Here is a 26654-nt window from a genome sequence, read left to right as displayed (position 1 = left end):
ACGCCAGTACGTTACATAACAATATTATATCCGCCCTGCGTAATTAATCTTATACTCACCTTTGGCATTTTCTTTACCAATATAGCGCAGATTACTGCGTATTGATTCAGGTAATTCATTACTTGGTACTAACACTGCAGATAGGCTGTATTTGCCTTTACTTTCTAACTTCGCGCTACCGGATAATTTAAGCTGATTAGAACTTTGTTTAATATTGGCCACAATGGCACCGTTATCACAGCTCAAGTTAGCAACGGCAGAGCCGATTTCAACATTACCCAATAACGATTCAATTGCCGCATTAGACCAACTCAACTGGCCATTTAATTGTTCACACCAGGGTTGTCCTTGCTGCATCTCTGCGATCGTTAATTTAACGTTACCCTGTGTAGCCACTGGCAATGGCGCATTACTTGCGCGAACAAGCCATTCAGAGCTTGCTGACGCGGTAAAATCTTGTGCGTAAGCGCCGTTACTTGAATAACCTAACTCACCGCTACCGCGTAAGCTGTTTTTACCGCGACCGAATTCAACATAGACTTGCGCAGATCCGGTTAGTAATGCCATTACAGAAGTATCCCAACGCACGTCGTCGACTTCTATCTCATTAAACGATACCCGCTTAGCTTGGCCTTGCCATACTGTGCCCTCGACTTGGTTTATCGTTACGTTAGTGGGTAGTGAAACATAAGATAATGCCAATGTTGCCGGTAGTGTGCCGATCAAAAAAGAACTGTAAGCAACAGTGACAAAGCCTGCCATTAAGAGTTTACTTTTCATGTTCTTTTTCCTAACTGTAAACGACGTACTTTAACCATGCCTTTAGTATCAGAGACACTCACGTCGATATTTTTGATCTCAACGCCGTATTGTTTATTTAGTTTTTCTAACCATGCGATTAGTTGGTTAAAATTGACATCATCAATCCATATTTGCAATGAATCTGATTTAGCTTGAATACGCGTGATAGCAATTTTATTACGTGCCGCACTACGACTAACAAGTTGATTAAGGTCGCCGGCATCAGCACGATTAACTTGTCCACCCTGTAAGTCGGTGATTTTTTGCCCAAGCGCTTTAACATCGGCTAATGTTTGGGTTTCTACGTTCACCTTACGCTGGGTATTAACAATGTCATTTTGTAACGGCTGCCAAAGCAGCCAATAGCCACCAGCAAGCAGTAGGGTCGCGATTAATATGCTAATAAGCTGCTTTTCTTTTTGCTCTAATTGTTGCCAATGTGCTTTCATCTTTTACCCTTTATATCAAGCGTGCCTTGAACGCGACCATCTCGTTGACTTAATGTCCCCTGCTCTACGTCAAATTGCGTTGATAGCGAGGACTTAAGTTTATCAAACACTTGAAAATCTGCTGCGCTTGCTTGTAACCGTAATGTCGCTTGCTTGGTATCAAACCTAACTGAAATAGGTTGAATGCCTGGTAACTGTTTAAATGTTGGTGTTAGTTGACTCAGCATCACCAAGAAGCCCGAGTTATCGTCACCGCCACGTAAAGCATTTAAGCGGTTCTGCATTTGCTTTTTAACTAAACGGGTATTCAAACGCATTTTCTTCGGTTTAAACACCGTTTTATAGACTTGCTTAATCTCGTTATCTAACGCCGATTGTTGTTGCTCTAGTTTATTTAAGGTGACAAATTGATTCGCAAATATCATCACAATAGCCAAGCAGGCGGCAATAGCACTACCGCGCCATAATTTTAATGCTACGTTTTCTTCACGTACAACCTTGTACTGACCTTGCAATAAATTATAACGACTGCCAATCGCGCCCTCTGCACACAGTTTCATCGGCAGTTCAATCTGACCTTGCTGCCAGTTCGCTAATCCAAGTGTATCAAGCGCAGAATAGCTCATCACTATTTTGGCGTTACTGCCCCCCTCATTTTCAGAAGACTCAGTAGCGGCTAAAACAAACGCTAACAAGCCACTTTCAATACACACCCCTTGCGTCGGTGTCTGCCTAATTAACCATTGGCCGTCCAATTCAACGGCACTCCAGTGCGCGTCACTGTAAGGCAAGGTTAAAGCATCGGGAATGTATTGCTCACATACTAAATCAGCATCTGCTAACCAAGATTGCCACGCCTGCATTTTTTCGTGGGCAATCACCGCAACCGACACTGTATTAGCAAGCTTCTCTAATACTGAAAAGTGTAGCTTATCAATATCACTACTCAATTCTTGTTCTAGCATATAGGGCAAGGCATTGAGTAATTGTTTATTACTGCGTCCAGGTAGCTCTACATCTTTAAAGGTGATATCACAACTTGGTACTAAGGTGATTATTGGTCGGCCACCAGCGCGCGATTTAAGTTCAATCAGATCTTCCGCACAGGCCAAAATACCCGATGCAATAATCTCGCGTTCTACTGTTGACCACACTAACCAATGTATTGCTTGTCGACTTTCACTACCAAGTCTTACTACTAATTGCTCACTCATTGAGCTCCTCCGAATTGCCGACGTATAACATAAACATTATCTTTGCTTTCAGCGTTAAAAAATGACTCTAGCTTCATCGTGGCGCTGCCAAACTCAGCCTGTAATAGAGCGACAAAATAACTACTTTTCACATCGAATGTGCTTTTCTCAGCAGCATTGATTTCAATGTCTTTTAATGTCGCTAATGATAAAAATTCAACGATAGTTCCCCAACCACTTGTTGGTCGTTCTTCGAGTATGTTCTTCGCAAGATCGAGGGATAACTTACCTGAAAATAATCCTGCTAATATTTCTGGTTTATCGATAGCAATCGTATTCACATTAATCTTTAATGTCGCGGTTGGTAATGCACAAAGATAAGGCCGAACCTTGCGGTAAATAACTTGATTAAAGCCCTTTATCGCGCGTAACTCACTGACATTTGATAACCGCTGATTAGCTGCTTGATAAGGATAATCGAGAGATTCATAATAAGCATCTTCAACGCCGTAACTCGTCACAACATTACTGTCTTCATCAATCCAGTCACGTAGTGCATCACTCAGCTGTTCGGCTTGATATGCATCAAATTCAAGTTGCTCTAATAAATCTCGAAATTGGCGTACTGCTAATGGCGCTTGACCTTCTTTGTCTTCCCCGGTCACCGCATTGACATTAAAGCAGGCTTGCATATCCAAAACCTGACCGCCAATCTGGCCATTATCAACCGGGTACACCATTCCTTCTGTCGCCCAAGATTGGTCTAAGTTAATCGTGTCATCGTCTTTTAATGCTTGTTTTAACCCTTTCTCAACTAAGGCTTCGGCACCATAGGCATACCATAACGCTTGCTGATGCGTAATAATGTTACTGGTACGGCGTAACTCTAGCTGTAATCGTGACGACATATTACCCGCAATAATCACCATAACAGCAAGGATAAGCAACACGGTCAGCAGCGCAATACCATGCTGTTTAGACGCATGTCTCATTAGGTCTCTTCCTCTGCACTGTTAACCGTGGCTTTAGGTAATAAAAATAAACGTTGGATCTCCCCAAAACGTTTTAATGTCAGTGTGACTTTAACGCCATCAGGTAAAGCTGTTTTATTGGTCCAGGTTTCTGCCCATTTCTTCTCGTGATAAAACTCAAATGTCATTGATTCGACATTTTCTAAAATGAGCTTAGTCTTCGGTTCTTCACCAGTAGCGGGGTCCAAGTAGACATAACTTAACCGCTCTAAATGCGCATCTTTCACTCGATATATGACCCGCTGTAATGAAGAACGAGGTAGCTGTGATAATGGATTTCGCCAACCACTGCGTGTAAAAGCAATGCCATCGTCATCGCTGTCAAACATAAACTTCCCAGCTTGTAATGGCATTGCCGTCAGTTCATCATCACTGCGATTGTTACGGGCATTCATTTGTTGAAAATCACGTTCGACGATGACCATAGCCCGTTGCAACTGCTTTAGGGCATCACCACGATCTCTTGATACTTCATCGCTGCGCAATACACCTTGTAGTACTTGATAAGCCCCCAAACTAAGCAGAGCAAAAATAGCAATGGCAATCATCATTTCGATCAACGTAAAGCCACGTTGCGGTATTCTCGGTTGTCGGTTCATCTTAGCGCACCACATAGGTAAGTAAGTGGCTAACCCTTGATTCATATTTCTTATCTGTCGCCACTTCAACTGTTACCCCAACAAAATCGCTACTGTCTGTCGCTTCTGCTTTATAACGCCAATACCAGGTTCGCCCAGCCAATTCCGATTCCCCTTTACGCCATGATTTACCCGGTATTGTTTTCGCCAGTTTTAACTCTGTGAGCGTATTAGCCGCAACCCAGTTAGCAAATGTTTTTTCTTCCAAATAAGCTAAACTACGTAAATTCTCAGTCGCGACTTTCATTACCGCCAGCCCAGCAGTGGCAAATATCGCCATCGCAACCATGACTTCTAATAACGTCATACCCGCTTGTTTAAATAACAAGGCATTACCTGAACGTGGTTTCATCAAAATCCATCCACAGTCGAATTAATGATTAAGTCACCGTATTCATCAAATTGAACTTGAATACTACTATCGCCAAGATCGGCATCGCTGTAAGTAAAGGTTAACGTAAAGTCCGAGATCTCACCGCTAGAATAAATAAAGATATCCGGTTCGATACGGGCTTCTTTATCATAATCTTCAAATAGTCCGCCTTTATCTTCAAATAAACCCTCATCATCTTCGAACAACTTACGGCTACCTAAAAAGCTGTTCTCAGCTTTTAATCCTGCCAGTTCAAAAGACAATATCATGTCTTCTTTAAGCTCTTTTTTGGAAAATATTTTCGAGTCTGTAAACGCAGTCCACCTGTCCTTATCATCTAAATAAACAAACTGATATTCTTGTTCTGTAATCACTAATCCCATTTCAATACTACTGAGTAGCGCTTCTTCTTCCGCTAACTCTAATACACCAACAAAACGCGCGGCTTCTTGTTTGAGTTGTCTATCGGGACCCGCGGTGTTCATGGTCATCACCACACCGGTAACCATCATGCCCATTAAGAATATAACTAACATTATTTCTAATAGTGTAAAGCCAGCTTCTTGATGAGTACGATCTTGCATTATATTCCTTGGATTGTTATTGGATGGATGGATGGAAAAAATAGCGATTAATATTAGACATGTTCAAGGTAAATAGAGAAAGGCACAGCCATTATACTGCGCCTTAATCCATCATTAATTACTTGTCATGCATGTTCCAGTTACCGATATCATCATCAGAACCTTCTTCAGCATCTAAACCGATAGAATAAATATCAACTTGGCCATTTTCACCCGGGCTTACAAGTAGATACTCATTACCCCAAGGGTCTTGTGGTAAACGCTTAATATAACCACCGTTACGATAGTCTCTTGGTTCAGGATCAACATCCGGCATTTCAACTAATGCATCCAGGCCTTGTTCTGTTGTTGGGTAGCGGCTGTTATCCAGCTTGTACATATCCATCGCATTTTCCAATGCCACAATATCTGATACTACTTTTTGACGGTCGGCTTTTTCTTTGTTGCCTAATAAATTAGGGATAACCATGGATGCAAGCACACCCAAGATCACAATAACGACCATGATCTCTAACAGCGTAAAACCTGATACATTCCGTTTTTTGTTATTCATAACATCCTCTACTTAAAATAAAAATCTAACCTGCAACCATCTGGTTTAAAGACAAAATTGGCTGAAGAATTGCCATCACAATAAATAATACAACAAACGACATACTCACCACCAGCAAGGGTTGAAAAATGCCTAACGCCATTGCTACTTGCGCTTCAAATTGTGAATCTTGGTTATCCGCAGCACGCTCTAACATTGGGCCGAGTTCACCACTTTGTTCACCACTGGCGATCATATGTAGCATCATTGGCGGAAATAACTTCGTTTCCGTTAATGACGCTCTTAAGCTAGTCCCTTCTCGCACACGACTCGTTGCGCCTTCAACTAAGCGACGCGCATGCATATTGGTTAATACTTGCCCTGCAATCGACATACTCTCAAGCAAGGGCACTGCACTGGCATTTAAAATACTTAACGTACGCGCAAAACGTGCGGTATTAATGCCACGGCTGATCTTACCAATGACAGGTATTTTTAATAATCGTTCATCAAATACCAAGCGATTAGCGGGTTTTAACAATAACCGTTTCACCCCGATAATCAGTAAGACAATCGCAACCACCAGATACAAACCATAATTACTGACAAAATCAGACAGTGCGATCAGTATTTGGGTGATTTGCGGTAACTCTTGCCCCATGTGCTCAAATTGACCTACAACTTTAGGCACCACACTGGTTAACAGCAATGACACAACACCAATCGCCACCAGCGTTAACATCACTGGGTAGATCATCGCCTGTGTCAGTTGGCTGGACATTTTTTGACGTTGCTCGGTATAGTCCGCTAAACGATTCAATACTTTATCCAAATGTCCGGATTTTTCACCTGACGCAACCATCGCACAATACAAATGATCAAAAGCATGAGGAAATTCAGCGAAACTTTCCGCTAACGTATGACCTTCGACGACACGACTGCGCACTGCTAAGATCATATTCTGAATACGGGGTAATTCACTTTGCTCGGCAACCGCTTTTAAAGATTCTTCTAGCGGTAGTGATGCCGCAATCAACGTCGATAATTGACGCGTTAACAGCGCCATATCCGCGGTACTAATACCTCGTTTAAACGTGAACATCCCTGAGGCTTTTTTCTGTTCAGCCGCTGCAGACATTTCGACTTCAAGCGGTGTTAAGCCTTTTTCACGTAATAAATTACGCGCTTGTTTTGGTCCATCAGCTTCTAAGACACCCTTTTTCTTTTTGCCTTTTGTATCCATCGCTAAATAAGAAAATGCTGGCATGATTATCCCTCTCTTGTCACACGAAGTACTTCTTCTAGGGTGGTGACACCCGCAAGTACTTTAGCTATACCATCTTGACGGATACTTGGCGTAAAGGGGCGTATATGGCGTTCAACAATCTGCTCGCCCGCGCCACTGTGGATCATGTCTCGTACATCTTCATCGACGATTAACAACTCATGAATACCGGTTCTGCCTCGATAACCTGTGTTGTTACATTTCTCGCAACCTTTGGAATGATAAATGACACTCACATCCGCGACACGGTTTGATGCTAATTGCTCAAGTTCCCGCTCGGTCGGCGGCGCACTTTCTCGACAATCAGGACAAAGTGTTCGGACTAAACGCTGTGCTAGTACTCCCAATATACTTGAGGATAATAAGAACGGCTCCAATCCCATGTCACGTAAACGCGTCACAGCACCAACCGCCGTATTAGTATGTAAAGTCGATAGTACCAAGTGACCAGTTAAACTGGCTTGAACAGCAATTTGTGCAGTCTCTAAATCACGTACCTCACCAATCATCACCACATCGGGATCTTGACGTAAGATAGCGCGTAAGCCACGTGAGAAGGTCATATCAACTTTTGGGTTCACTTGTGTTTGACCAATACCATCAAGTTGATACTCAACCGGATCTTCTACCGTTAAAATATTACGGTCTTTACTGTTTATATCCGATAACGCGGCATACAAGGTCGTACTTTTACCCGACCCCGTTGGACCGGTAACAAGAATAATACCGTGCGGCTTATGAATAAGTTCCGACATCTTATTACGATTATCTAACGTCATCCCTAAGTGCACTAATTCTAGTTTGGCGTTATTTTTATCGAGCAAACGCATTACCACGCGCTCACCAAAACTAGAAGGTAAAGTTGATACACGTACATCAACGCCACGGCCACCAATACGTAATGAAATACGGCCATCTTGGGGAATACGTTTCTCCGCGATATCCATTTTTGACATCACTTTAATACGTGAGATTAATAATGAGGCTAATTGACGATTTGGTTTTAAGATCTCCCTTAATACCCCGTCAATACGGAAACGGATCACCAAGGCACGTTCGAATGTTTCAACGTGAATATCCGACGCACCTTCTTTAATCGCTTCACTGAGCATGGCATTAATCAATTTAATGATCGGTGCATCATCGTCAGACTCTAATAAATCTTCTTCAGTAGGCAACTTTTCGGCTAAGGTAAAAAAATCGACTTCGTTACCAATATCTTGCATTAATTGCCGCGCTTCTGATGAATCACGTTGAAACACTTGCGTCAGCTTTAGCTCAAATGCATCATCATCTAACAACACTAATCGAAATGCTTGGCCAAGATTGCGGCGCACTTCCAATATGGTCGCAGGGGAGACATCGGCTTTATGATACAGCACCCACGCATCATCAATTTCACTTAACACCACACCAAATTTTTTAGCGAACGAAAAAGGTAAACGTTCACTTTCGCTTACCTCCTCGTAGTCCTGAGTACTCATCTACTCAGCTCCGCTTTTCAACGATTCAGAGTCTGTCGAATCAGGTTTAGTCGTCACATCAAACTCCACAGTTTGGTTATCTTGTTCTTCGAGATATTTACGTAGCGCAGGGGAAATCACACGCTCTTGATTGAATTTAGGCAATACTGGGACATTGGTATTTGGCATTAATGCCACACCGTCTTCTTGCTGTAATAATTGATGGGCGCGCATTAAACTATATTTACGATTACTCACGCCGCGGATCGACGCATTATCACGAATAATCGTGGGTTTAATAAAGACCATCAAATTACGTTTGCGAGTGCTTGATGAGGTCGATTTAAATAAATTACCAATCCAAGGGATATCACCTAACCAAGGTACCTTGGAAACACTTTCAGTTACTTGCTCATCCAATAAACCACCAATGACAATTGTTTGACCACTGTCCGCTAAAATAGTGGTATTCACTTGGCGTTTGGCAAACGTCACATCCACTGATGTTGAGCCCAATACTTGCGATACTTCTTGTTCAATAGTGAGCTGAACGGCATCACCTTCATTAATTTGTGGTGTTACTTTTAACTTAATACCGACTTCCTGACGCTCAACGGTTTGGAACGGATTATCATTACCAGAGCCTGTCGATGAACCAGTAATAACCGGCACTTCTTCACCGACAATAAAGGATGCTTCTTGATTATCAAGCGTCATAATACTTGGCGTTGCCAGAATGTTGGACTGTGAATCATTAGCAGCCGCTTGAATGATCGCACCAAAACTACCCGCGCTATTCATCACGCCCATCGCAAGGCCATTGATACCGCTCAATGCTGACGCGAGAGTAGATACATCACCAGAGGTTGTTGACTCTGTGGTATATGGTTTGCCATTAACATCTATGCCAGACGTTGTCGTTGTAACATCTTGTGCATCATAAATACCTGCACCGATAGTGGTAAGCGGTACTTGCGTACCATTATTGTATTGGGTACCACCGGCTTCTGAGATCCACTGGACACCAAAATTAACCCCGTCACCCTCAGACAATTCAACGATAATTGCTTCAACCAAGACTTGAGCACGACGAATATCGAGTTGGTTAATCACTTGCTCAAGCGTGCGCATCACATCTGGCTGTGCCGTGATAACTAACGCATTGGTATCTTCATGTGGTTCAATACTCAGATTTGATTTTGAGCTTGATTTAGACTTTGATGAAGCGGACTTCCCACCATCAATCGAACCACCGACACCTTTTAATACTTCAGACACTTCTTTCGCATTGGCATATTTTAAGTAAATAACCCGCGTATTACCGGTACTTTCTAACTCACTGTCAAGTTGTTGAATTAGAGTGGCTACACGCTGGCGGGCTTTTGGATCGCCGCTTATAACGACTGAATTAGTACGATCATCGGCAACCACTTTGGGTTGTAAAATACTGGGGATCTTTGATTTACCATCGCCTTTAGTAAGGCTATCAATAATACGCACCATTTCACTTGCTGATGCATATTTAAGATGAATAATATCAACTTCTTGGTCACCAGCTTTATCCACACGACGGACAATCTCGACTAAGCGATTAACCACGGCGGCGCGGCCGGTTAGCATTAATACATTCGACGGTTCGTAATGCACAACATTACCGCCGCCAGCATTATCATTTAATTGACGTAGCAAAGGCGACAGTTCACGTACAGATACGTTACGTACAGGAACGACACGCGTGACCATCTCATCACCCTGACCTGGGTTTTTATCATCCACGACAGGTATACTTGAGGTCTTGGCCACCTTACTTTTAATCACTTTAAGTACGCCGTTGTCCATCTTCACAACCGCATAACCATATACATCTAATACATTAAGAAAAAACTGATAGTACTGCTCTTCATTCAACAGATCATAGCTGCGCACATTCACCTTGCCACGCACACTCGGATCAACAATAACTGTTTTATTTAAGTTTTTACCGACAACATTAATAAACTCATTAATATCGGTACCTTTAAAGCTAGCAGAATAGTCGGCAGCCACGGCCATACCACTCAAACTCAGCAATATCCCTGAGGCTAAGCTTGTTAATTTTTTTCCAACGTTATTAAGGTTCATCTTTATCCTTAGCTACCTAACTTTACGACCTACTATATAAATCGTATAAATGACTACTCTGGCACACTTAAATAAATGCTGTGTAATTGCCCATCACGCTCAACGGTGAGCGACATATCCGTCAAATCTTTCAATTGTTTGGCAACTTCCATTGCTTGTCGAGTATCAGTTAAATCAAATCCGTTTAACGATACGGCGAGATCATTGGGCTTTAAACCAACTTCTTTAAATAATTCACGGTTTTTACCCGGATTAACACGGTAACCCGCCAACTTGCCATCTTTCCGAACCGGAGAAATACGCACATAATCAGTAATAGAGGCTGGGTTTGCTAATAAATCTTTGCGTAAATTAGACAGACCTGCCGGTGCTTTCTCTGCACGATTTTCACGAGATGGGCGTTGACTACTTTCACGTGAGAACTCTTCACCATCAAGCATTAAGGTTTCTAATTTTGCTTGATATTCAATAATAATACGGTCAGTAAATACCTGCTTTAATATCGCATTCGTTGAACTTATCTCATCATCAATCGCATATGTTTCTTGCTTGCCTTTATATTCAATAATCGCTAATGCAAGGCTTGGTTCACTACTCGCCACAAGACCCGATAACGTTAAGTTCAGACGTGTTTTTGGCGCATCGATATTGTCAGCGACTATAGGCGCTGATTTTTCGGTCTGTTGTTTACCAAATAAATGCAAGTTTCGAAACGTATTTAAGTCATAACTTGTGGCTTGATTGTTAGATCTGCTTATTTCTGGTTGCCAAGAGGCGACAACATTTGATGAGGTAGGCCATAGTTGCCAAGTTAACAACGCTGATTGATAGCAAAATACAGCCAGTAGTAAATAACAACACCCGGTCGCCATTTGTTTTTGTGGTAATTTAATTAACAGCTGCTTAAGAGCATCTAAATTGTCCATTTTGGTATTACCCTAATACAGCATTATTTTAAAAATAAGGTACGTCTAGCAACGTTTGAAGTTTATCTGATAGATGACGCAAATTAACCGAACAATAGTAGCCTCCGAGCTTGCTCCATACAAGCCTCTACAACACAAAACTAATAAAATCAGTCGAATAATAACAAATGCTTAATACTTTTCATCCTGTAACTATAATTATTCACTGCCTTTCAAGGATATATGAATTCTGATTATTCGCCACACTGATATGACAACACTTACAAATGAAACCACGATGAAAGAAATGTGAAATATACTAGCTACTTTAGTTAATAAAATGTGTATACCACCCCAATAAAAGACTCTCTTACTGCTTTGTTTATCTGTTATAATCAAGTCGATTAGAACGTTTATTTGGAATATGGTTGCATTAATTATGTCAAAAAATACCAAACCAGATAGTAGTGACGTACGTTTCGATAAATGGTTGTGGGCAGCACGGTTTTATAAAACTCGTGCCATCGCCAGAGAAATGATTCAGAGTGGCAAGATTCGCTACAATGATCAGCGGGCAAAACCCAGTAAAACCGTTGAGTTGGGTGCAACAATAAAAATAAGACAAGGCTTTGATGAAAAGGAAGTGATCGTAAAGCAGCTTTCCGCACAAAGGAGAGGGGCACCAGAAGCGGCGACTTTGTATGAAGAAACACCAACCAGTGTTGAAAAGCGTGCACAAAATGATGTCGCGCGTAAACTGAATACATTGCATAGCCCTCGCCCTGATAAACGTCCCGACAAAAAACAACGTCGTGAGATATTGCGGATAAAAAATCATTAACTTTAACATCGAGAATATTATGAGCCAGAAAGATTTATTACACCGTTACCTATTTGAAGATCATCAAGTACGCGGTGAGATTGTACAACTTGAACAAAGCTTTATTGATATCTTAGAAAAGCTAAACTATCCAAGACCCGTTCAACGCCTACTTGGTGAGTTACAAGTCGCAACAAGTCTCTTAACCGCGACATTAAAATTTAAAGGCTCAATTACGGTTCAATTACAAGGTGATGGTCCGGTGACACTTGCCGTTATTAATGGTAACGAAGAACTTGAACTACGTGGTGTGGCTCGCTGGAATGGTTCAATACCAGACACAAACAATGTAAAAGAATTGATTGGTAAAGGCGTGATGGTTATTACTATCTCACCAGACAAAGGCGAACGTTATCAAGGTATCGTTGATCTTGGTGGTGAAACGTTACAAGAATGTCTAGAGCAATACTTTGAACAATCTGAGCAGTTAACGACACGCCTGTGGTTCCGCACCGGTAAAGTCGGCCATAGAAAACACGCTGCTGGCATGATGATACAAAAATTACCCGCATCAGACGACAAGAAAAGTTCGCATGAAGATTTTGAACACCTAGCAGCGTTAACAGCAACAATTAAAGATGAAGAATTATTTAATCTTGATGCTGAAGATGTGTTAGTACGACTTTATCACCAAGAAAAAGTACGTTTATTCGATCCACAAACGGTATCGTTTAAATGTGGTTGTTCGCACGAACGTAGCGCGGTAGCATTACTCAGTGTAGCAAAAGAAGAGTTACTTGATATTATTGCTGAAAAAGGACAAATAGAGATGCACTGTGATTATTGCGGTTCACTTTATGCCTTTAATGCGGGAGATGTAGAAGATATACATTCTCCACAAATCGGCAACCCAGTACATTAAACAAAATGTGAATAAGAGTGTAGAAAATACACCACAACACATCGTTTAACAGTACGATACTGTTAATAAGGGTGCCGTTAGTGCACCCATTAATACTAAATGTAATTTAAAACCCAACTTAATTTAATCTGAAACAATAAATTAAACTCTGTACCCCCAGGAGATACCAATGACAGACGTAAAAAATAATAATACAGTTATTGGCGCCACTATCGATCTATCGGTATATGGCATCAAGGATGTTGAAGAAATCGTATATAACCCTTCTTACGAGCTACTTTTTGCAGAAGAAACAAAAGCAGGCCTCGAAGGTTACGAAAAAGGTACTGTGACTGAATCAGGTGCTGTTGCCGTTGATACTGGTATTTTCACAGGTCGTTCACCAAAAGATAAATACATTGTTCGTGATGATACAACACGCGATACAGTGTGGTGGTCAGATCAAGGTAAAAATGATAACAAAGCGATCACGCAAGATGTATGGAGTGATCTGAAAACACTGGTAACACAGCAGCTATCAACCAAACGTTTATTCGTTGTTGATACTTATTGTGGTGCCAATGCCAATACCCGTCTTAAAGTTCGTTTCATCACTGAAGTAGCATGGCAAGCACATTTCGTTAAGAATATGTTCATCCGTCCTAGTGATGCAGATTTAGCAACTTACGAACCTGATTTCGTGGTAATGAATGGTGCTAAATGCACAAACCCAGATTGGGAAAAGCACGGCCTAAATTCTGAAAACTTTGTTGCCTTCAACTTAACAGAGAAAATTCAACTTATTGGTGGTACTTGGTACGGCGGCGAAATGAAAAAAGGTATGTTCTCTTACATGAACTACTTATTGCCACTGCAAGGTATTGCATCAATGCATTGTTCAGCAAACGTTAGCGCTGAAGGTGAAACAGCGATCTTCTTTGGTCTTTCAGGTACCGGTAAAACAACGTTATCTACCGATCCAAAACGTCAATTAATCGGTGATGATGAACACGGCTGGGATGATGATGGTGTATTCAACTTTGAAGGCGGCTGTTACGCAAAAACAATTAAATTAAGTGCAGAAGCTGAACCTGAAATTTTCGGCGCAATTCGTCGTGATGCATTACTTGAAAACGTAACCGTACTTGACGGCGGCGTTGTTGATTATAATGATGGTTCAAAAACAGAAAATACCCGTGTATCTTACCCTATCGAGCACATCGAAAATATCGTTACACCGATCTCAAAAGGCGGTCACGCGAATAAAGTTATTTTCTTAAGTGCAGATGCATTTGGTGTTTTACCACCGGTATCTAAACTAACGCCAGAGCAAACTAAATACCATTTCCTATCAGGCTTTACAGCTAAGTTAGCGGGTACTGAGCGTGGTATTACGGAACCAACTCCGACATTCTCAGCTTGTTTCGGCGCTGCGTTCCTTTCTCTTCATCCGACTAAATACGGTCAAGAGTTAGTAAAACGTATGGAAGCATCTGGTGCACAAGCTTACTTGGTTAACACAGGTTGGAATGGCACAGGTAAGCGTATTTCAATTAAAGATACTCGTGCAATCATCGATGCTATCCTTGATGGCTCTATTGACAAAGCGGAAAGCAAAACAATCCCTTATTTCAATCTAGAAGTACCTACAACACTACCAGGTTGTGATACTAAGATCCTTGACCCACGTGATACGTATGAAGATGCAAACGTATGGGAAGAGAAAGCAGTAGACCTTGCTAAACGTTTCGTGAACAACTTCGAGAAGTTCACGGATAACGAAGAAGGCAAAGCACTGCTTGCTGCAGGTCCACAACTTTAAGCTTTATTTAAATTGAACGTTATGTCTATTTAATAAATGCATAAAAATGCCAGTATCGAGTTATCGAGCTGGCATTTTTTATACCTCGAATAACGAAAATGAGCTATTCAGCGACGCTATTGCTATAATTTCCCCTCAATATCATTTAACAAGGTCATCGCATTGGCTATATCAAACTTAATCACCCGCGTCGGCTGGGAAACTTTGGATAAACGCCTTAAGTATCTCTGGAAACAAGAGAGACCGAGAGTCACAAAAGTTGTGTCTTGGGCTGCTTCGCTCGGTGATCGCAGTGAAAATGCCGACTACAAAGAAAATAAACATCTACTGCGTAGCATCGACCGTGAGATCCGATTTTTAGTTAAACGTCTCGAAGTATTAGAGATCGTTGATTATCACCCACAGCAAGATGGCACCATCTATTTTGGTGCTTATGTCGAGTTAGAAGATGATGATGCCTCAGTCATTCAATGCCGTATCGTCGGACGTGACGAATTAGACCCACAACGTAATTTTGTTACCGTTGATTCCCCTATGGCCAAAGCGCTTATTGGTAAACAAGTGGATGATGAAGCAGACGTGCATACACCAGCAGGTAATAAGCGCTGGTACATCAACAAGATCCAATACGCACCATTTATAGAGTAATCATCAGAATTCATGTCATCACAAATCGATTCATTTTAAGGATGCAAAGTGTCTAAATTAGCTACTCTCATCGCGCAAGAGATCAATGCGCATGTCCGCCAGGTTAACGCTGCAATTAAATTACTTGATGAAGGTTCTACCGTGCCTTTTATCGCTCGCTACCGAAAAGAAGCCACCGAAGGCTTAGATGATGGTCAATTAAGAACGCTAGAGCAACGCCTTACTTATTTACGTGAATTAGACGTTCGCCGTGAGACAATTTTAAAAAATATCGCCGAACAAGATAAGCTAACCCCACGGTTAACCGCCGCCATCGATGCAGCAGAAACTAAAACACGTTTAGAAGATCTGTACTTACCCTTTAAAACCAAACGCCGTACCAAAGGCCAAATTGCCATTGAAGCCGGATTAACACCGTTAGCAGAATCGCTGATAGCAAACCCTCAGCAGCAGCCATTACAACTTGCTAAGCAATTTACCACTTCTGACGCCAGTTTTACTGAACCAGAACAAGTGTTAGAAGGTGCAAAGTTCATTCTGATGGAAAAAGCCAGTGTCGATGCCGAGCTTATTGCTAAAGTACGTAGACAGTTACTCGGACATGCTACGCTGGAATCAAAACAAAACAAAAAATCAGCCACTGAAGACAGTAAATTTAAAGACTACTTTAGCCACAGTGAAGGTATCGCGAACGTACCATCACACCGTATGCTCGCTATGTTACGTGGCAAAAATGCCGGTGAATTACAGATCGGTTTAAATGCTGATCCTGAATTTACCGAAAAAAACACGACCAGTTATTGCGAAGTCATTATCGCGAAGCACCTCGGCATTCATTATCAAAATAAACCCGCAGATGAATGGTTGAAATCTGTAGTACACAGCAGCTGGAAGCAAAAGTTACTGAGTCAATTAGAAACCGAATTAATCGGTAAGATGAAAGAGTCGGCTGAAGTTGAAGCCATTAAAGTATTTGCGGCCAACCTGACGGCATTACTCATGGCATCGCCAGCAGGACCGAAAGTTACCTTAGGTTTGGATCCTGGTCTACGTACTGGTTCTAAGATTGCAGTTGTCGATGCAACAGGTAAATTACTCGACCACACCACCATTTACCCACATGTACCGCAGCAACAGTGGCAGCAATCATTATCAACATTAGCAACGCTGTGTAAGCGCTATAACGTCGAACTCATTAGTATCGGTAATGGCACTGCTTCACGAGAAACAGATAAACTTGTTGCCGAATTAATCAAAGCCAAACCAGAACTGAAATTACAAAAAATCATGGTCAGCGAAGCCGGCGCATCAGTGTATTCAGCATCAGAATTGGCTGCTAATGAATTTCCACAACTGGATGTTTCCATCCGTGGCGCGGTGTCTATTGCACGCCGTTTGCAAGATCCACTTGCAGAGCTCGTTAAGATTGACCCTAAAGCGATTGGTGTCGGTCAATATCAGCATGATGTAAGCCAAAGCTTGCTCGCTAAACAACTGGATACTGTGATTGAGGATTGTGTGAATAAAGTTGGTGTTGATTTAAACATGGCTTCAGCACCTTTGCTTTCGCGTGTTGCCGGACTAAATGCAACCATCGCCAATAACATTGTAAAATATCGCGATGAAAACGGTGCTTTCAATAAACGTAGCGAATTGAAAAAAGTCGCTAGACTAGGTCCTAAAGCCTTTGAGCAATGCGCAGGATTCTTACGTATCCATAATGGCAAAGAAGCATTAGACTCCTCAGGTGTGCATCCAGAGTCATACTCTGTAGTAAAACAGATAACGGTGAACACTGGTCATAAAGTTGAAGTGTTAATTGGTAATAAAACACTCCTTCACACATTAAATCCAGCAGACTATACCAATGCACAATTTGGTTTACCAACGGTGACAGACATTATTGCTGAACTTGATAAGCCCGGCCGAGATCCACGTCCCGAATTTAAAACGGCCACCTTCAAAGACGGTGTAGAAAAAATGACTGATCTGAAAGTCGATATGATACTTGAAGGCGTGGTGAGTAACGTCACTAATTTTGGCGCGTTTGTTGATATCGGTGTTCATCAAGATGGGCTTGTGCATATTTCTGCATTAGCTGAGGGTTTTGTTAAAGATCCCAACACTGTGGTTAAAGCAGGTCAAATCGTAAGAGTGAAGGTCACCGAAGTGGATGTAGCCAGAAAACGTATTGCACTCACGATGCGATTAAATGATGAAGTTTCTGCAACGAGTAATCATGCAGTGACAAACAATAAAACCACATTTGAGAGCAGCCATAAATCCGCTAAGCAATCACAACTCAAAAGACAAAGCAAAACAGAAGCGAGAAGTTCAGGTTTTAGTAACAATGCGTTTGCGGACGCCTTTGCAAAGGCCAAGAAACATTAATAACTGAATAAATAAATGGTGGCGGACTTTATTCGTCACCTATTTTAAACTTGAGACATAAATTACAGATGAAAAAAAAGGCCGCCTAAGCGACCTTTCTATATATTGTTTAAACTAATCGAATTAAGCGATTACTTTAGAAACAACACCAGCACCAACAGTACGGCCACCTTCACGGATAGCGAAGCGTAGACCTTCTTCCATCGCGATTGGGTTGATTAGCTCAACAACAAACTTAAGGTTGTCACCAGGCATAACCATTTCAACACCTTCTGGAAGCTCTACAGCACCAGTGATGTCAGTTGTACGGAAGTAGAACTGTGGACGGTAACCTTTAAAGAAAGGAGTGTGACGACCACCCTCTTCTTTAGAAAGTACGTATACTTCAGATTCAAACTTAGTATGCGGAGTGATTGAACCAGGCTTAGCTAGTACTTGACCACGTTCAACATCTTCACGTTTAGTACCACGTAGAAGTGCACCAATGTTCTCGCCAGCACGACCTTCGTCAAGCAGTTTACGGAACATTTCAACACCAGTACAAGTAGTCGTTTGAGTATCACGGATACCAACGATTTCTACTGAATCACCGATGTTAACGATACCTTGCTCAACACGACCAGTTACAACAGTACCACGGCCAGAGATTGAGAATACGTCTTCGATAGGCATAATGAAAGGCATGTCGATAGCACGTTCAGGATCAGGGATATATGAATCTAGCGCGTCTGCTAGTTCAATGATCTTGTCTTCGTACTCTTGAACGCCTTCAAGCGCTTTAAGAGCAGAACCCTGGATAACTGGTAGGTCATCACCTGGGAAGTCATATTCAGAAAGAAGTTCACGAACTTCCATTTCTACTAGTTCAAGTAGTTCTTCATCATCAACCATATCACATTTGTTCATGAATACGATGATGTAAGGAACGCCAACTTGACGAGAAAGCAAGATGTGCTCACGTGTCTGTGGCATAGGGCCATCAGTAGCAGCAACAACTAAGATCGCGCCGTCCATTTGAGCAGCACCAGTGATCATGTTTTTAACATAATCGGCGTGACCTGGGCAATCTACGTGTGCGTAGTGACGGTTAGGTGTATCATATTCAACGTGTGAAGTGTTGATCGTGATACCACGTTCTCTTTCTTCAGGAGCGTTATCGATTGATGCGAAATCTTTAGCTTCACCACCGTATACTTTTGCAAGTACGTTTGTGATTGCTGCTGTTAGAGTTGTTTTACCATGGTCAACGTGACCAATTGTACCTACGTTTACGTGGGTATTACTACGTACAAATTTTTCTTTAGACACGACGTGTACCTTCTTATTATCAGTTAAGCCTCTATCTTATGATAAAGACTACTTTATTTCGCTTCAATAATTTTGTCAGCGATGTTTTTTGGAGCTTCGTTATACTCAAGAAATTGCATTGAGTATGAAGCGCGGCCCTGAGTAGCTGAACGTAGAGCGGTTGCATAACCGAACATTTCAGACAAAGGAACCTTAGCATGGATAATTTTAAGACCAGCGTGGCCATCATCCATACCATCGATCATGCCGCGACGACGGCTTACGTCACCTACAACATCACCCATCCACTCCTCTGGAGTGGTAATTTCTACTTTCATCATCGGCTCAAGCAAAGCGGGATTTGCATCCAAAGCACCTTGTCTGAAACCAAATGAAGCCGCGACCTTGAATGCCATTTCATTGGAATCAACATCGTGGAATGAACCACCGTAGAGTGTAACACGAACATCCATTATAGGATATCCTGCCAACACACCTTGGTCCATCTGATCTTTACAACCTTTTTCAACCGCTGGGATGAATTCACTAGGAACCTCACCATCAACGATTTCATTCACAAATTCATAACCAGCACCCGCGTCAAGCGGTTCTAGTTTCAGCAGAACATGGCCATATTGACCTTTTCCGCCTAATTCGCGAATGAATTTACCTTCTGCTTTAACTGAATCACGAATTGATTCACGATATGAGACTTGAGGCTTACCAACGTTGCATTCAACGTTAAACTCACGACGCATACGGTCAACAATAATGTCCAGATGAAGTTCACCCATACCAGATATCAGTGTTTGTGCTGACTCTTCGTCAGTTTCAACACGGAACGATGGATCTTCCGCTGCTAATTTACTTAGCGCGATAGCCATCTTATCTTGATCGGCTACTGTTCTAGGCTCTACTGCAATTTGGATAACCGGTTCCGGAAAGTCCATACGCTCAAGGATAACCTTATGATTAACATCACAAAGCGTGTCACCAGTAGTAACATCCTTAAGACCAATCGCAGCAGCAATATCACCGGCACGGATCTCTTTCAATTCTTGACGATCATTCGCATGCATTTGCACAATACGACCTAAACGTTCACGCTTCTGCTTAACAGAATTATAAACGCTATCACCAGTATTAACCACACCAGAGTAAACTCGCATAAATGTGAGTGTACCAACAAATGGGTCAGTGGCGATCTTAAAGGCTAATGCAGCAAACGGTGCATCGTCATCTGATGGACAAGTAACTTCGTTCTCGTCGTCATCAATACCATTGATATCTTTCACTTCCGTTGGGCTAGGAAGAAATTCAACCACTGCGTCAAGTACCGCTTGTACACCTTTATTTTTAAAGGCGGAACCACAAGTCGCAAGTACGATCTCGTTGTTCAGCGTGCGTTGACGTAAACCAGCTTTAATTTCTTCTTCAGATAATTCACCTTCTTCAAGGTATTTATCCATAAGCTCATCGTTAGCTTCAGCGGCAGCATCGACTAATTCTTCATGTAATTCTTCTGCACGCTCAAGTAGATCTGCAGGAATTTCGCCATAACTAAATGACATCCCTTGATCTGCGTCATTCCAGCTAATTGATTTCATCTTAATTAAATCAATTACGCCTTCAAACTCTTCTTCCGCACCAATATTTAACTGGATAGGAACACAAGTTGCGCCCAAACGATTACGAATTTGGTCAATTACAGCTTCAAAATCCGCACCTGTGCGATCCATCTTATTAACGAATACGACACGTGGTACTTTATATTTATCAGCTTGACGCCAAACCGTTTCAGATTGTGGTTCAACACCTGATGCACCACAAAAAACGACAACTGCGCCATCAAGTACTCGTAAAGAACGTTCTACTTCAATAGTGAAGTCAACGTGTCCCGGAGTATCAATGATGTTGATACGGTGCTGCTTAAATTGCGCATCCATACCTTTCCACATTGTTGTTGTCGCTGCAGAAGTAATGGTAATACCACGCTCCTGCTCCTGTTCCATCCAATCCATAGTGGCAGCGCCATCATGAACTTCACCCATCTTATGTGAAAGACCGGTATAGAATAAAACACGTTCTGTAGTTGTAGTTTTACCCGCATCAACGTGAGCAACAATACCAATATTACGGTAGAGCTCGATCGGAGTTGTACGTGCCACAATAAATCCCTTACTAGGAAACCTAGACAGAAAGTAGTTGACGCAGATTTAAAATCTGCGTCAATAAATTACCAGCGATAGTGAGCAAATGCTTTATTCGCGTCAGCCATACGGTGAACGTCTTCACGTTTCTTAACCGCAGAACCTTTGTTTTCAGCAGCGTCGAATAGCTCTCCAGCTAGACGAGCAGCCATTGATTTTTCACCACGTTTACGTGCTGCTTCAACTAACCAGCGCATAGCTAGTGCATTACGACGAGAAGGACGAACTTCTACAGGCACTTGGTAAGTTGAACCACCAACACGGCGAGATTTAACCTCAACCGATGGACGAACATTGTCTAAAGCGATTTCGAAAAGCTCTAGGTGTGTTTTATCTTCACTTTTAGTAGAGATAGTTTCTAGCGCACCATATACAATCGCTTCTGAAGTAGATTTTTTACCGTCTACCATTACGATGTTGATGAATTTTGCTAGGATTTCTGATCCGAATTTTGGATCTGCTAAAATTTCTCTTTTAGCTACGACGCGACGTCTTGGCATCTCTTATTCCTCGTTGTGCTTCAGGTATTACCCAAAACTAATAAATAGTTAACAGTTTGCTTGGCCTTACTAAACGAAGAATTATTAATTCTTAGGGCGTTTAGTACCATATTTAGAACGACCTTTACGACGGTCGCTAACACCAGCTGTATCTAACGCACCACGAACTGTATGGTAACGAACACCCGGTAAATCTTTAACACGACCACCACGGATTAGGATAACACTATGTTCTTGAAGGTTATGACCTTCACCACCGATATATGAAGTAACTTCATAACCGTTAGTTAGACGAACACGAGCTACTTTACGTAGAGCCGAGTTAGGTTTTTTAGGAGTAGTAGTGTATACGCGAGTACAAACACCACGACGTTGTGGACAAGCTTCAAGAGCAGGAACGTTAGTTTTTGTAACGTTTCTTACGCGAGGCTTGCGTACTAATTGGTTAGTAGTTGCCATTTAAAATAGCTCCGTTGAGTTTTTTACGTGTGAAAAATCATCCCTAATATAGGGACGCAGAATTTTAGTCATTGCGCCTTTAGCTGTCAAGCATAACAACAGTATTATTGAAAATAAATCAGTTTATTAACCAATAAATCGTAAATAAAGCGCTTTTTCAACACTACGAGATAAAAATTTACCCATAGTTTGTAGTGCAACGACAAAGAATTCGTATAGATTCAGACTTAATTAATTCCAAGTCTGAGTTTGCAAATGCGCCACGGTAAGATTAACGAATTCAGGGTAGCTAACTTGCTGTCCTAAAATACAGCTTAGCCCACGCGCATTCAAATCTTCAGTCAAAGAGTAAACACTTAACTCTGGCATCAGATCTTGAAGTATTTTAGCATATTTATGCTGTGATGCCGTAATAACGACGGCATCTTGAATAAAGATCACCGCATCGCCATCATTAAAATAGGCGATACTGTCAATAAATGTATTTCTTGAGAACGGGGATGACTTAATAATATGAAGCATGATTTTATCACCAATCAAAAATTCAAAATAATGGCGTGCTGACGTATACGTTGATTAATTTCCGGCTGCGTTAAACGCTCGACGTCTATAACCAAGTCGACATCACTAATACCACGCTCTAACAGCGAGTCTGCGCACACATAAATGTTTTCAATATCATAGAGTTCAAACATAGCAAATGTAGGCGCAAAATCACGACAAGCGATAGCCTGTGGCTTTTGTTGGCTTACTAATTGATAAACGCCATCACCAATAAAAAATACACTTAACGCTTCTGTTAATGCAGAGGTAGCAAGAATGGCATCTTGTGTTTCTCTGGCAAGGCTAGTGCCATGCGGAACTTGACGAGTAACGAATGCGGCTCTCAACATTTTTTCAACCAAATATAGATAATTAAAACTGAATAACCCGATCGGCAGTCACAATCGACGCTGCTAATTGACCTAGTCCCGTTAACTGAAATGGTAACTCAAGATTAAACTGACTCTTACCAATCCTATCCGCTTCATTTTGATCAATAATACCCCGCCTTAACGCGGCACCTGAACATATATCTAAAGGAAATAGATGTTCACGAGCTAGCACTAACCAAGCATTATATAAGTCAAACTCATCCGCGGCTGGCGATGTAAGAGTAGAACCATTAAGCACGCCATCATTATAAAAAAATACACGTTGGATAGTATGACCTAAGGCAACAGCAGATTTCACGTAATGATACGCACTTAAAGCGTCCTGACTCCCATATGCAGGGCCTGTAACAAGCACAGCAATAGTTAAAGATTCAGACATAAATAGACCTAATTAAAGTGTGTAAGCGATAGCTTCAACTTCAACTAATACATCTTTAGGTAACCGAGCTACTTCAACACATGAACGCGCGGGTGCATTTTCTGGGAAATAACGAGCATATACTTCATTGAACGTAACAAAATCATTCATATCTTTTAGGAAACATGTTGTTTTGATTACTGTATCTGCACTTGCATTCGCCGCTTTTAGTACTGCCATTAGGTTTTCCATTACTAATTCAGCTTGTTCTTTAACGCCGCCTTCAATGATTTCCATCGTCTCAGGTACTAATGGGATCTGTCCTGAAGTAAAAACCATATTACCAAGTTGGTTAGCTTGTGAGTACGGACCAATTGCAGCAGGTGCATTCGTTGTAGAAATGATTTTTTTGCTCATTGTAAGTTCCATAAGTTTATCAAAGCTCCCATATTCAGAGCGAGTATATTGCACTATCTAGATGCATTATATTTAATAACATGCTCAATAAGCAAATTTAGAGCAACGATTAGTTTAAACTTTATAGATTTTTTTACATGAAATTAATTTTATTAGTGCTTTCTGTGGTTTTTAATTTAGGCTAAAATTACTAATTGTGTTTAGCGGGCAAGAGAATAATGCATGTTCATATTATTAGATCATCTAACTCTCCCCCTATCCATTCAAATTTGTAAGGCCTCATAACTATTTATATGAGGCTTTTTTTTAGGATAATTCTGATCATCAGGGCACAACAATGCTAAATCCGTTATTTAGAAAACATATCGTATCTATCAATGATATCTCACGTAATGAGCTAGAACTTATTGTTAAAACTGCGGCAAAACTAAAAAAGCAGCCACAGCCCGAACTGTTAAAACACAAAGTCATTGCAAGCTGTTTCTTTGAAGCATCGACGCGTACACGATTGTCATTCGAAACTGCGATTCAGCGATTAGGTGGCACTGTTATTGGTTTCGATAATGCGGGTAATACTTCACTTGCGAAGAAAGGTGAAACACTTGCTGATTCAATTAGTGTTATCTCAAGCTATGCCGATGCATTTGTGATGCGTCACCCTCAAGAAGGCGCTGCAAGATTAGCATCAGAATTTTCCAATGTACCTGTTATCAACGGTGGTGATGGTTCTAATCAGCACCCAACACAAACTTTGTTAGACCTATTTTCTATCTACGAAACACAAGGCCGCTTAGACAACTTAAACATCGCGTTTGTCGGTGATTTAAAATATGGTCGAACAGTGCACTCTTTAGCACAAGCGTTAGCTAAATTCGAAGGATGCAAATTCCACTTTATTTCACCGGACGCGTTAGCAATGCCTGAGTATATTTGCGATGAACTTGACGAACAAAATGTCAGTTATGCAACTTATTCATCGATAGAAGAAGTGGTTCCAGAGATTGATGTCCTGTACATGACTCGTGTTCAGAAAGAACGTTTTGATGAAACCGAATATCAACACATGAAAGCGGGTTTTATCTTATCAGCAAGTTCATTAGAACACGCAAAACCAAACCTTAAAGTTTTACACCCATTACCACGTGTTGATGAGATCACTATTGATGTAGATAAAACACCTTATGCTTACTATTTCCAACAAGCTGAAAACGGGGTCTATGCGCGTGAAGCATTACTTGCACTAGTGTTAAATGAAACAATCGGAGAGTAATAAATGAAAAATAATCATATGCAAGTAGAGGCTATTTGTAATGGCTACGTCATTGATCATATCCCATCAGGACAAGGCGTTAAAATTTTAAAGCTATTCAACCTCACAGATACAAAACAACGTGTAACAGTAGGCTTTAATTTACCGACAAATAATGGGGGTGAAAAAGATCTTATCAAAGTTGAAAATACTGAGATAACCAAATCACAAGCTAACCAATTAGCGCTACTAGCACCCAATGCGACGGTCAATATAATTGAAAATTTCCACGTAACAGATAAGCATGCCTTAACGCTACCAAATGAAGTGGAAAATGTGTTCCCATGCCCTAATTCCAATTGTATTACGCATGGCGAGCCTGTTATCTCTTGTTTTTCAATCAAAAAAACAAAAGGTAATATCGGTTTAAAATGTAAATACTGTGAGAAAACATTCTCAAAAGACATCATTACCGAACAGGTTTAGTTTAAAGTGAACGATAGAGAGTGAGGTAATATTTTACTCTCTATCGGAAAGGTTTTATCGTCTACTTATTTTCTACGTTAAAACACGCGTCTAGCTCAGCTTTTATTTCAGCAAACCCTTTAGCCCTTAAAAGCTCAATATTGCGCTCAGGTATCTCTTCTGGGTTTGGAAACACCCTTAAGACACGTGCCATCTCATCTTCGCGAATAATATGCAGTATTGGATATGGAGAACGATTAGTAAAGTTAGCGGCATCTTGTAGTGTTGTATCATCAAAACGATACTTAGGATGCATATGCGCTAACTGATAAATACCTTCATACTCCTGCATTTCTAATAAATCATTGGCATAATCAATTAAATCGAGAAAGTTATCAAAATTAGCACTAAGTTTAGGCATCACAACCAGTGTTGTGGCAATATCTTTATTCGTATCTAGGCGGATGAACTCTGCGTTAACATGCTCTAATAATTCAGTTAAATCACCAGAATCAAGAACAGCACAATGAATCGTTTTACGCTCTAATTCTTTTTTAGCAAATGGGCAGATATTGTATTTCACAATAATATCTTTCACCCATTTCAATGTCTGTAATTTAATTATTTCATGGTTATCTGTCATGCTAGGATCCTAAACGTTCGAAATTGACGAGTTAACCACAGAATACAGTGATTAAAATTAGATGATGAAAATAGATTAGATAAATTTGAGCTTAACGTTTAATAATTTACAGGTATAAAAAAAGCCGATATCAATGATATCGGCTTTTTTCGTTCAAGACAAAGTCTTGAATCA

At 41.1% G+C, this 26654-nt stretch carries 28 protein-coding genes; 7 read left to right on the top strand and 21 right to left on the bottom strand.

The features are described from left to right. Positions 1–24: 24 nt before the first annotated feature. From A923_RS0120850 to gspC, 12 genes are all read right to left on the bottom strand, one after another. Positions 25–780: a type II secretion system protein N gene (locus A923_RS0120850; protein ID WP_017223634.1), complete on the bottom strand. Its 756-nt coding sequence runs from the start codon at positions 778–780 to the stop codon at positions 25–27. After that, positions 777–1250, bottom strand: coding sequence for a type II secretion system protein GspM (gene gspM / locus A923_RS0120845; RefSeq protein WP_017223633.1), 474 nt, complete (start codon positions 1248–1250; stop codon positions 777–779). Before gspM ends, A923_RS0120850 begins: the two co-directional genes overlap by 4 nt. Next, a complete protein-coding gene (gspL, locus tag A923_RS0120840) occupies positions 1247–2464 on the bottom strand; it encodes a type II secretion system protein GspL (RefSeq protein WP_017223632.1) in 1218 nt (405 codons plus the stop codon). Before gspL ends, gspM begins: the two co-directional genes overlap by 4 nt. Continuing rightward, positions 2461–3435 (bottom strand): type II secretion system minor pseudopilin GspK, encoded by a 975-nt coding sequence (gspK, locus tag A923_RS0120835; protein WP_017223631.1) that lies wholly within the window; start codon positions 3433–3435, stop codon positions 2461–2463. The genes gspL and gspK overlap by 4 nt, the downstream gene beginning before the upstream one ends. Continuing rightward, a complete protein-coding gene (gspJ, locus tag A923_RS0120830; protein ID WP_017223630.1) occupies positions 3435–4073 on the bottom strand; it encodes a type II secretion system minor pseudopilin GspJ in 639 nt (212 codons plus the stop codon). Before gspJ ends, gspK begins: the two co-directional genes overlap by 1 nt. Position 4074: 1 nt before the next feature. Then, positions 4075–4464: a type II secretion system minor pseudopilin GspI gene (gspI, locus tag A923_RS0120825; RefSeq protein ID WP_017223629.1), complete on the bottom strand. Its 390-nt coding sequence runs from the start codon at positions 4462–4464 to the stop codon at positions 4075–4077. Then, complete coding sequence (gene gspH / locus A923_RS0120820) at positions 4464–5069, bottom strand: type II secretion system minor pseudopilin GspH (protein WP_017223628.1); 606 nt, start codon at positions 5067–5069, stop codon at positions 4464–4466. The genes gspI and gspH overlap by 1 nt, the downstream gene beginning before the upstream one ends. A 118-nt stretch (positions 5070–5187) precedes the next feature. After that, positions 5188–5622, bottom strand: a complete 435-nt coding sequence (gene gspG / locus A923_RS0120815; RefSeq protein ID WP_017223627.1) for a type II secretion system major pseudopilin GspG — start codon at positions 5620–5622, stop codon at positions 5188–5190. A 25-nt stretch (positions 5623–5647) separates the two neighbouring features. Then, positions 5648–6868: a type II secretion system inner membrane protein GspF gene (gspF, locus tag A923_RS0120810; protein ID WP_017223626.1), complete on the bottom strand. Its 1221-nt coding sequence runs from the start codon at positions 6866–6868 to the stop codon at positions 5648–5650. A 2-nt stretch (positions 6869–6870) separates the two neighbouring features. After that, positions 6871–8370 carry a type II secretion system ATPase GspE gene (gene gspE, locus A923_RS0120805; protein ID WP_017223625.1) on the bottom strand — a complete coding sequence of 500 codons (1500 nt, stop codon included), beginning with the start codon at positions 8368–8370 and terminating at the stop codon, positions 6871–6873. Continuing rightward, entirely contained in the window at positions 8371–10470 is a 2100-nt protein-coding gene (gspD, locus tag A923_RS0120800; protein ID WP_017223624.1) for a type II secretion system secretin GspD, read from the bottom strand. Positions 10471–10523: 53 nt separating this feature from the next. Next, the gene (gene gspC, locus A923_RS0120795) at positions 10524–11396 is read right to left on the bottom strand and encodes a type II secretion system protein GspC (RefSeq protein ID WP_017223623.1); all 873 of its coding nucleotides are present in this window, start codon (positions 11394–11396) and stop codon (positions 10524–10526) included. 418 nt (positions 11397–11814) lie between these two features. On the opposite strand from gspC, the gene hslR reads away from it, so the two are divergent. The 5 genes from hslR (at position 11815) to A923_RS0120770 (ending at position 17957) form a co-directional block, all read left to right on the top strand. Continuing rightward, positions 11815–12216 carry a ribosome-associated heat shock protein Hsp15 gene (gene hslR, locus A923_RS0120790; RefSeq protein ID WP_026006396.1) on the top strand — a complete coding sequence of 134 codons (402 nt, stop codon included), beginning with the start codon at positions 11815–11817 and terminating at the stop codon, positions 12214–12216. Between the two features lie 19 nt (positions 12217–12235). Further along, positions 12236–13117, top strand: a complete 882-nt coding sequence (gene hslO, locus A923_RS0120785; RefSeq protein WP_017223621.1) for an Hsp33 family molecular chaperone HslO — start codon at positions 12236–12238, stop codon at positions 13115–13117. Positions 13118–13286: 169 nt separating this feature from the next. Beyond that, the gene (pckA, locus tag A923_RS0120780) at positions 13287–14918 is read left to right on the top strand and encodes a phosphoenolpyruvate carboxykinase (ATP) (RefSeq protein ID WP_017223620.1); all 1632 of its coding nucleotides are present in this window, start codon (positions 13287–13289) and stop codon (positions 14916–14918) included. A gap of 162 nt (positions 14919–15080) precedes the next feature. Then, positions 15081–15566 (top strand): transcription elongation factor GreB, encoded by a 486-nt coding sequence (gene greB, locus A923_RS0120775; RefSeq protein WP_017223619.1) that lies wholly within the window; start codon positions 15081–15083, stop codon positions 15564–15566. 48 nt (positions 15567–15614) lie between these two features. Continuing rightward, the gene (locus A923_RS0120770) at positions 15615–17957 is read left to right on the top strand and encodes a Tex family protein (RefSeq protein WP_017223618.1); all 2343 of its coding nucleotides are present in this window, start codon (positions 15615–15617) and stop codon (positions 17955–17957) included. 123 nt (positions 17958–18080) lie between these two features. Here A923_RS0120770 and tuf read toward each other — a convergent pair whose 3' ends face one another. The 8 genes from tuf to A923_RS0120730 form a co-directional block, all read right to left on the bottom strand. Beyond that, on the bottom strand, positions 18081–19265 hold the full coding sequence (tuf, locus tag A923_RS0120765) for an elongation factor Tu (RefSeq protein WP_017223617.1): 1185 nt from the start codon (positions 19263–19265) through the stop codon (positions 18081–18083). Positions 19266–19318: 53 nt separating this feature from the next. Continuing rightward, a complete protein-coding gene (gene fusA / locus A923_RS0120760) occupies positions 19319–21412 on the bottom strand; it encodes an elongation factor G (protein WP_017223616.1) in 2094 nt (697 codons plus the stop codon). A gap of 68 nt (positions 21413–21480) precedes the next feature. Continuing rightward, entirely contained in the window at positions 21481–21954 is a 474-nt protein-coding gene (gene rpsG, locus A923_RS0120755; protein WP_017223615.1) for a 30S ribosomal protein S7, read from the bottom strand. Between the two features lie 84 nt (positions 21955–22038). Next, positions 22039–22413, bottom strand: coding sequence for a 30S ribosomal protein S12 (rpsL, locus tag A923_RS0120750; RefSeq protein ID WP_006033662.1), 375 nt, complete (start codon positions 22411–22413; stop codon positions 22039–22041). A 231-nt stretch (positions 22414–22644) separates the two neighbouring features. Then, positions 22645–22935, bottom strand: coding sequence for a sulfurtransferase complex subunit TusB (tusB, locus tag A923_RS0120745; RefSeq protein WP_017223614.1), 291 nt, complete (start codon positions 22933–22935; stop codon positions 22645–22647). A 14-nt stretch (positions 22936–22949) separates the two neighbouring features. Continuing rightward, positions 22950–23306 carry a sulfurtransferase complex subunit TusC gene (gene tusC / locus A923_RS0120740; protein WP_017223613.1) on the bottom strand — a complete coding sequence of 119 codons (357 nt, stop codon included), beginning with the start codon at positions 23304–23306 and terminating at the stop codon, positions 22950–22952. Positions 23307–23328: 22 nt separating this feature from the next. Further along, positions 23329–23727 (bottom strand): sulfurtransferase complex subunit TusD, encoded by a 399-nt coding sequence (gene tusD / locus A923_RS0120735; protein WP_017223612.1) that lies wholly within the window; start codon positions 23725–23727, stop codon positions 23329–23331. A gap of 12 nt (positions 23728–23739) precedes the next feature. Then, complete coding sequence (locus A923_RS0120730; RefSeq protein ID WP_017223611.1) at positions 23740–24123, bottom strand: RidA family protein; 384 nt, start codon at positions 24121–24123, stop codon at positions 23740–23742. Positions 24124–24460: 337 nt separating this feature from the next. Here A923_RS0120730 and pyrB point away from each other — a divergent pair, with 337 nt between their 5' ends. Then, positions 24461–25393, top strand: coding sequence for an aspartate carbamoyltransferase (pyrB, locus tag A923_RS0120725; RefSeq protein WP_017223610.1), 933 nt, complete (start codon positions 24461–24463; stop codon positions 25391–25393). A gap of 3 nt (positions 25394–25396) precedes the next feature. After that, entirely contained in the window at positions 25397–25858 is a 462-nt protein-coding gene (pyrI, locus tag A923_RS0120720; RefSeq protein WP_017223609.1) for an aspartate carbamoyltransferase regulatory subunit, read from the top strand. A 61-nt stretch (positions 25859–25919) separates the two neighbouring features. Here pyrI and A923_RS0120715 read toward each other — a convergent pair whose 3' ends face one another. After that, positions 25920–26480, bottom strand: coding sequence for a DUF1415 domain-containing protein (locus A923_RS0120715; RefSeq protein WP_017223608.1), 561 nt, complete (start codon positions 26478–26480; stop codon positions 25920–25922). Between the last annotated feature and the right edge of the window lie 174 nt (positions 26481–26654).

The organism is Moritella dasanensis ArB 0140, from assembly GCF_000276805.1.
Classification (GTDB): Bacteria; Pseudomonadota; Gammaproteobacteria; order Enterobacterales; family Moritellaceae; genus Moritella; species Moritella dasanensis.
The sequence above is the reverse complement of the archived record's forward strand: the minus strand, read 5'-3'. Positions and strand labels throughout refer to the sequence as shown.

What these genes read in the sequence shown, in the direction of transcription:
- gspL (WP_017223632.1), bottom strand. Translation starts at nt 2,464, where the DNA reads ATGAGTGAGCAATTAGTAGTAAGACTTGGTAGTGAAAGTCGACAAGCA.
- gspM (WP_017223633.1), bottom strand. Translation starts at nt 1,250, where the DNA reads ATGAAAGCACATTGGCAACAATTAGAGCAAAAAGAAAAGCAGCTTATT.
- tusD (WP_017223612.1), bottom strand. Translation starts at nt 23,727, where the DNA reads ATGTCTGAATCTTTAACTATTGCTGTGCTTGTTACAGGCCCTGCATAT.
- rpsL (WP_006033662.1), bottom strand. Translation starts at nt 22,413, where the DNA reads ATGGCAACTACTAACCAATTAGTACGCAAGCCTCGCGTAAGAAACGTT.
- gspG (WP_017223627.1), bottom strand. Translation starts at nt 5,622, where the DNA reads ATGAATAACAAAAAACGGAATGTATCAGGTTTTACGCTGTTAGAGATC.
- hslR (WP_026006396.1), top strand. Translation starts at nt 11,815, where the DNA reads ATGTCAAAAAATACCAAACCAGATAGTAGTGACGTACGTTTCGATAAA.
- pyrB (WP_017223610.1), top strand. Translation starts at nt 24,461, where the DNA reads ATGCTAAATCCGTTATTTAGAAAACATATCGTATCTATCAATGATATC.
- gspF (WP_017223626.1), bottom strand. Translation starts at nt 6,868, where the DNA reads ATGCCAGCATTTTCTTATTTAGCGATGGATACAAAAGGCAAAAAGAAA.
- gspI (WP_017223629.1), bottom strand. Translation starts at nt 4,464, where the DNA reads ATGAAACCACGTTCAGGTAATGCCTTGTTATTTAAACAAGCGGGTATG.
- gspC (WP_017223623.1), bottom strand. Translation starts at nt 11,396, where the DNA reads ATGGACAATTTAGATGCTCTTAAGCAGCTGTTAATTAAATTACCACAA.
- pyrI (WP_017223609.1), top strand. Translation starts at nt 25,397, where the DNA reads ATGAAAAATAATCATATGCAAGTAGAGGCTATTTGTAATGGCTACGTC.
- gspK (WP_017223631.1), bottom strand. Translation starts at nt 3,435, where the DNA reads ATGAGACATGCGTCTAAACAGCATGGTATTGCGCTGCTGACCGTGTTG.
- gspE (WP_017223625.1), bottom strand. Translation starts at nt 8,370, where the DNA reads ATGAGTACTCAGGACTACGAGGAGGTAAGCGAAAGTGAACGTTTACCT.
- gspH (WP_017223628.1), bottom strand. Translation starts at nt 5,069, where the DNA reads ATGCAAGATCGTACTCATCAAGAAGCTGGCTTTACACTATTAGAAATA.
- A923_RS0120850 (WP_017223634.1), bottom strand. Translation starts at nt 780, where the DNA reads ATGAAAAGTAAACTCTTAATGGCAGGCTTTGTCACTGTTGCTTACAGT.
- rpsG (WP_017223615.1), bottom strand. Translation starts at nt 21,954, where the DNA reads ATGCCAAGACGTCGCGTCGTAGCTAAAAGAGAAATTTTAGCAGATCCA.
- gspJ (WP_017223630.1), bottom strand. Translation starts at nt 4,073, where the DNA reads ATGAACCGACAACCGAGAATACCGCAACGTGGCTTTACGTTGATCGAA.
- pckA (WP_017223620.1), top strand. Translation starts at nt 13,287, where the DNA reads ATGACAGACGTAAAAAATAATAATACAGTTATTGGCGCCACTATCGAT.
- A923_RS0120730 (WP_017223611.1), bottom strand. Translation starts at nt 24,123, where the DNA reads ATGAGCAAAAAAATCATTTCTACAACGAATGCACCTGCTGCAATTGGT.
- tusB (WP_017223614.1), bottom strand. Translation starts at nt 22,935, where the DNA reads ATGCTTCATATTATTAAGTCATCCCCGTTCTCAAGAAATACATTTATT.
- gspD (WP_017223624.1), bottom strand. Translation starts at nt 10,470, where the DNA reads ATGAACCTTAATAACGTTGGAAAAAAATTAACAAGCTTAGCCTCAGGG.
- hslO (WP_017223621.1), top strand. Translation starts at nt 12,236, where the DNA reads ATGAGCCAGAAAGATTTATTACACCGTTACCTATTTGAAGATCATCAA.
- tusC (WP_017223613.1), bottom strand. Translation starts at nt 23,306, where the DNA reads ATGTTGAGAGCCGCATTCGTTACTCGTCAAGTTCCGCATGGCACTAGC.
- A923_RS0120715 (WP_017223608.1), bottom strand. Translation starts at nt 26,480, where the DNA reads ATGACAGATAACCATGAAATAATTAAATTACAGACATTGAAATGGGTG.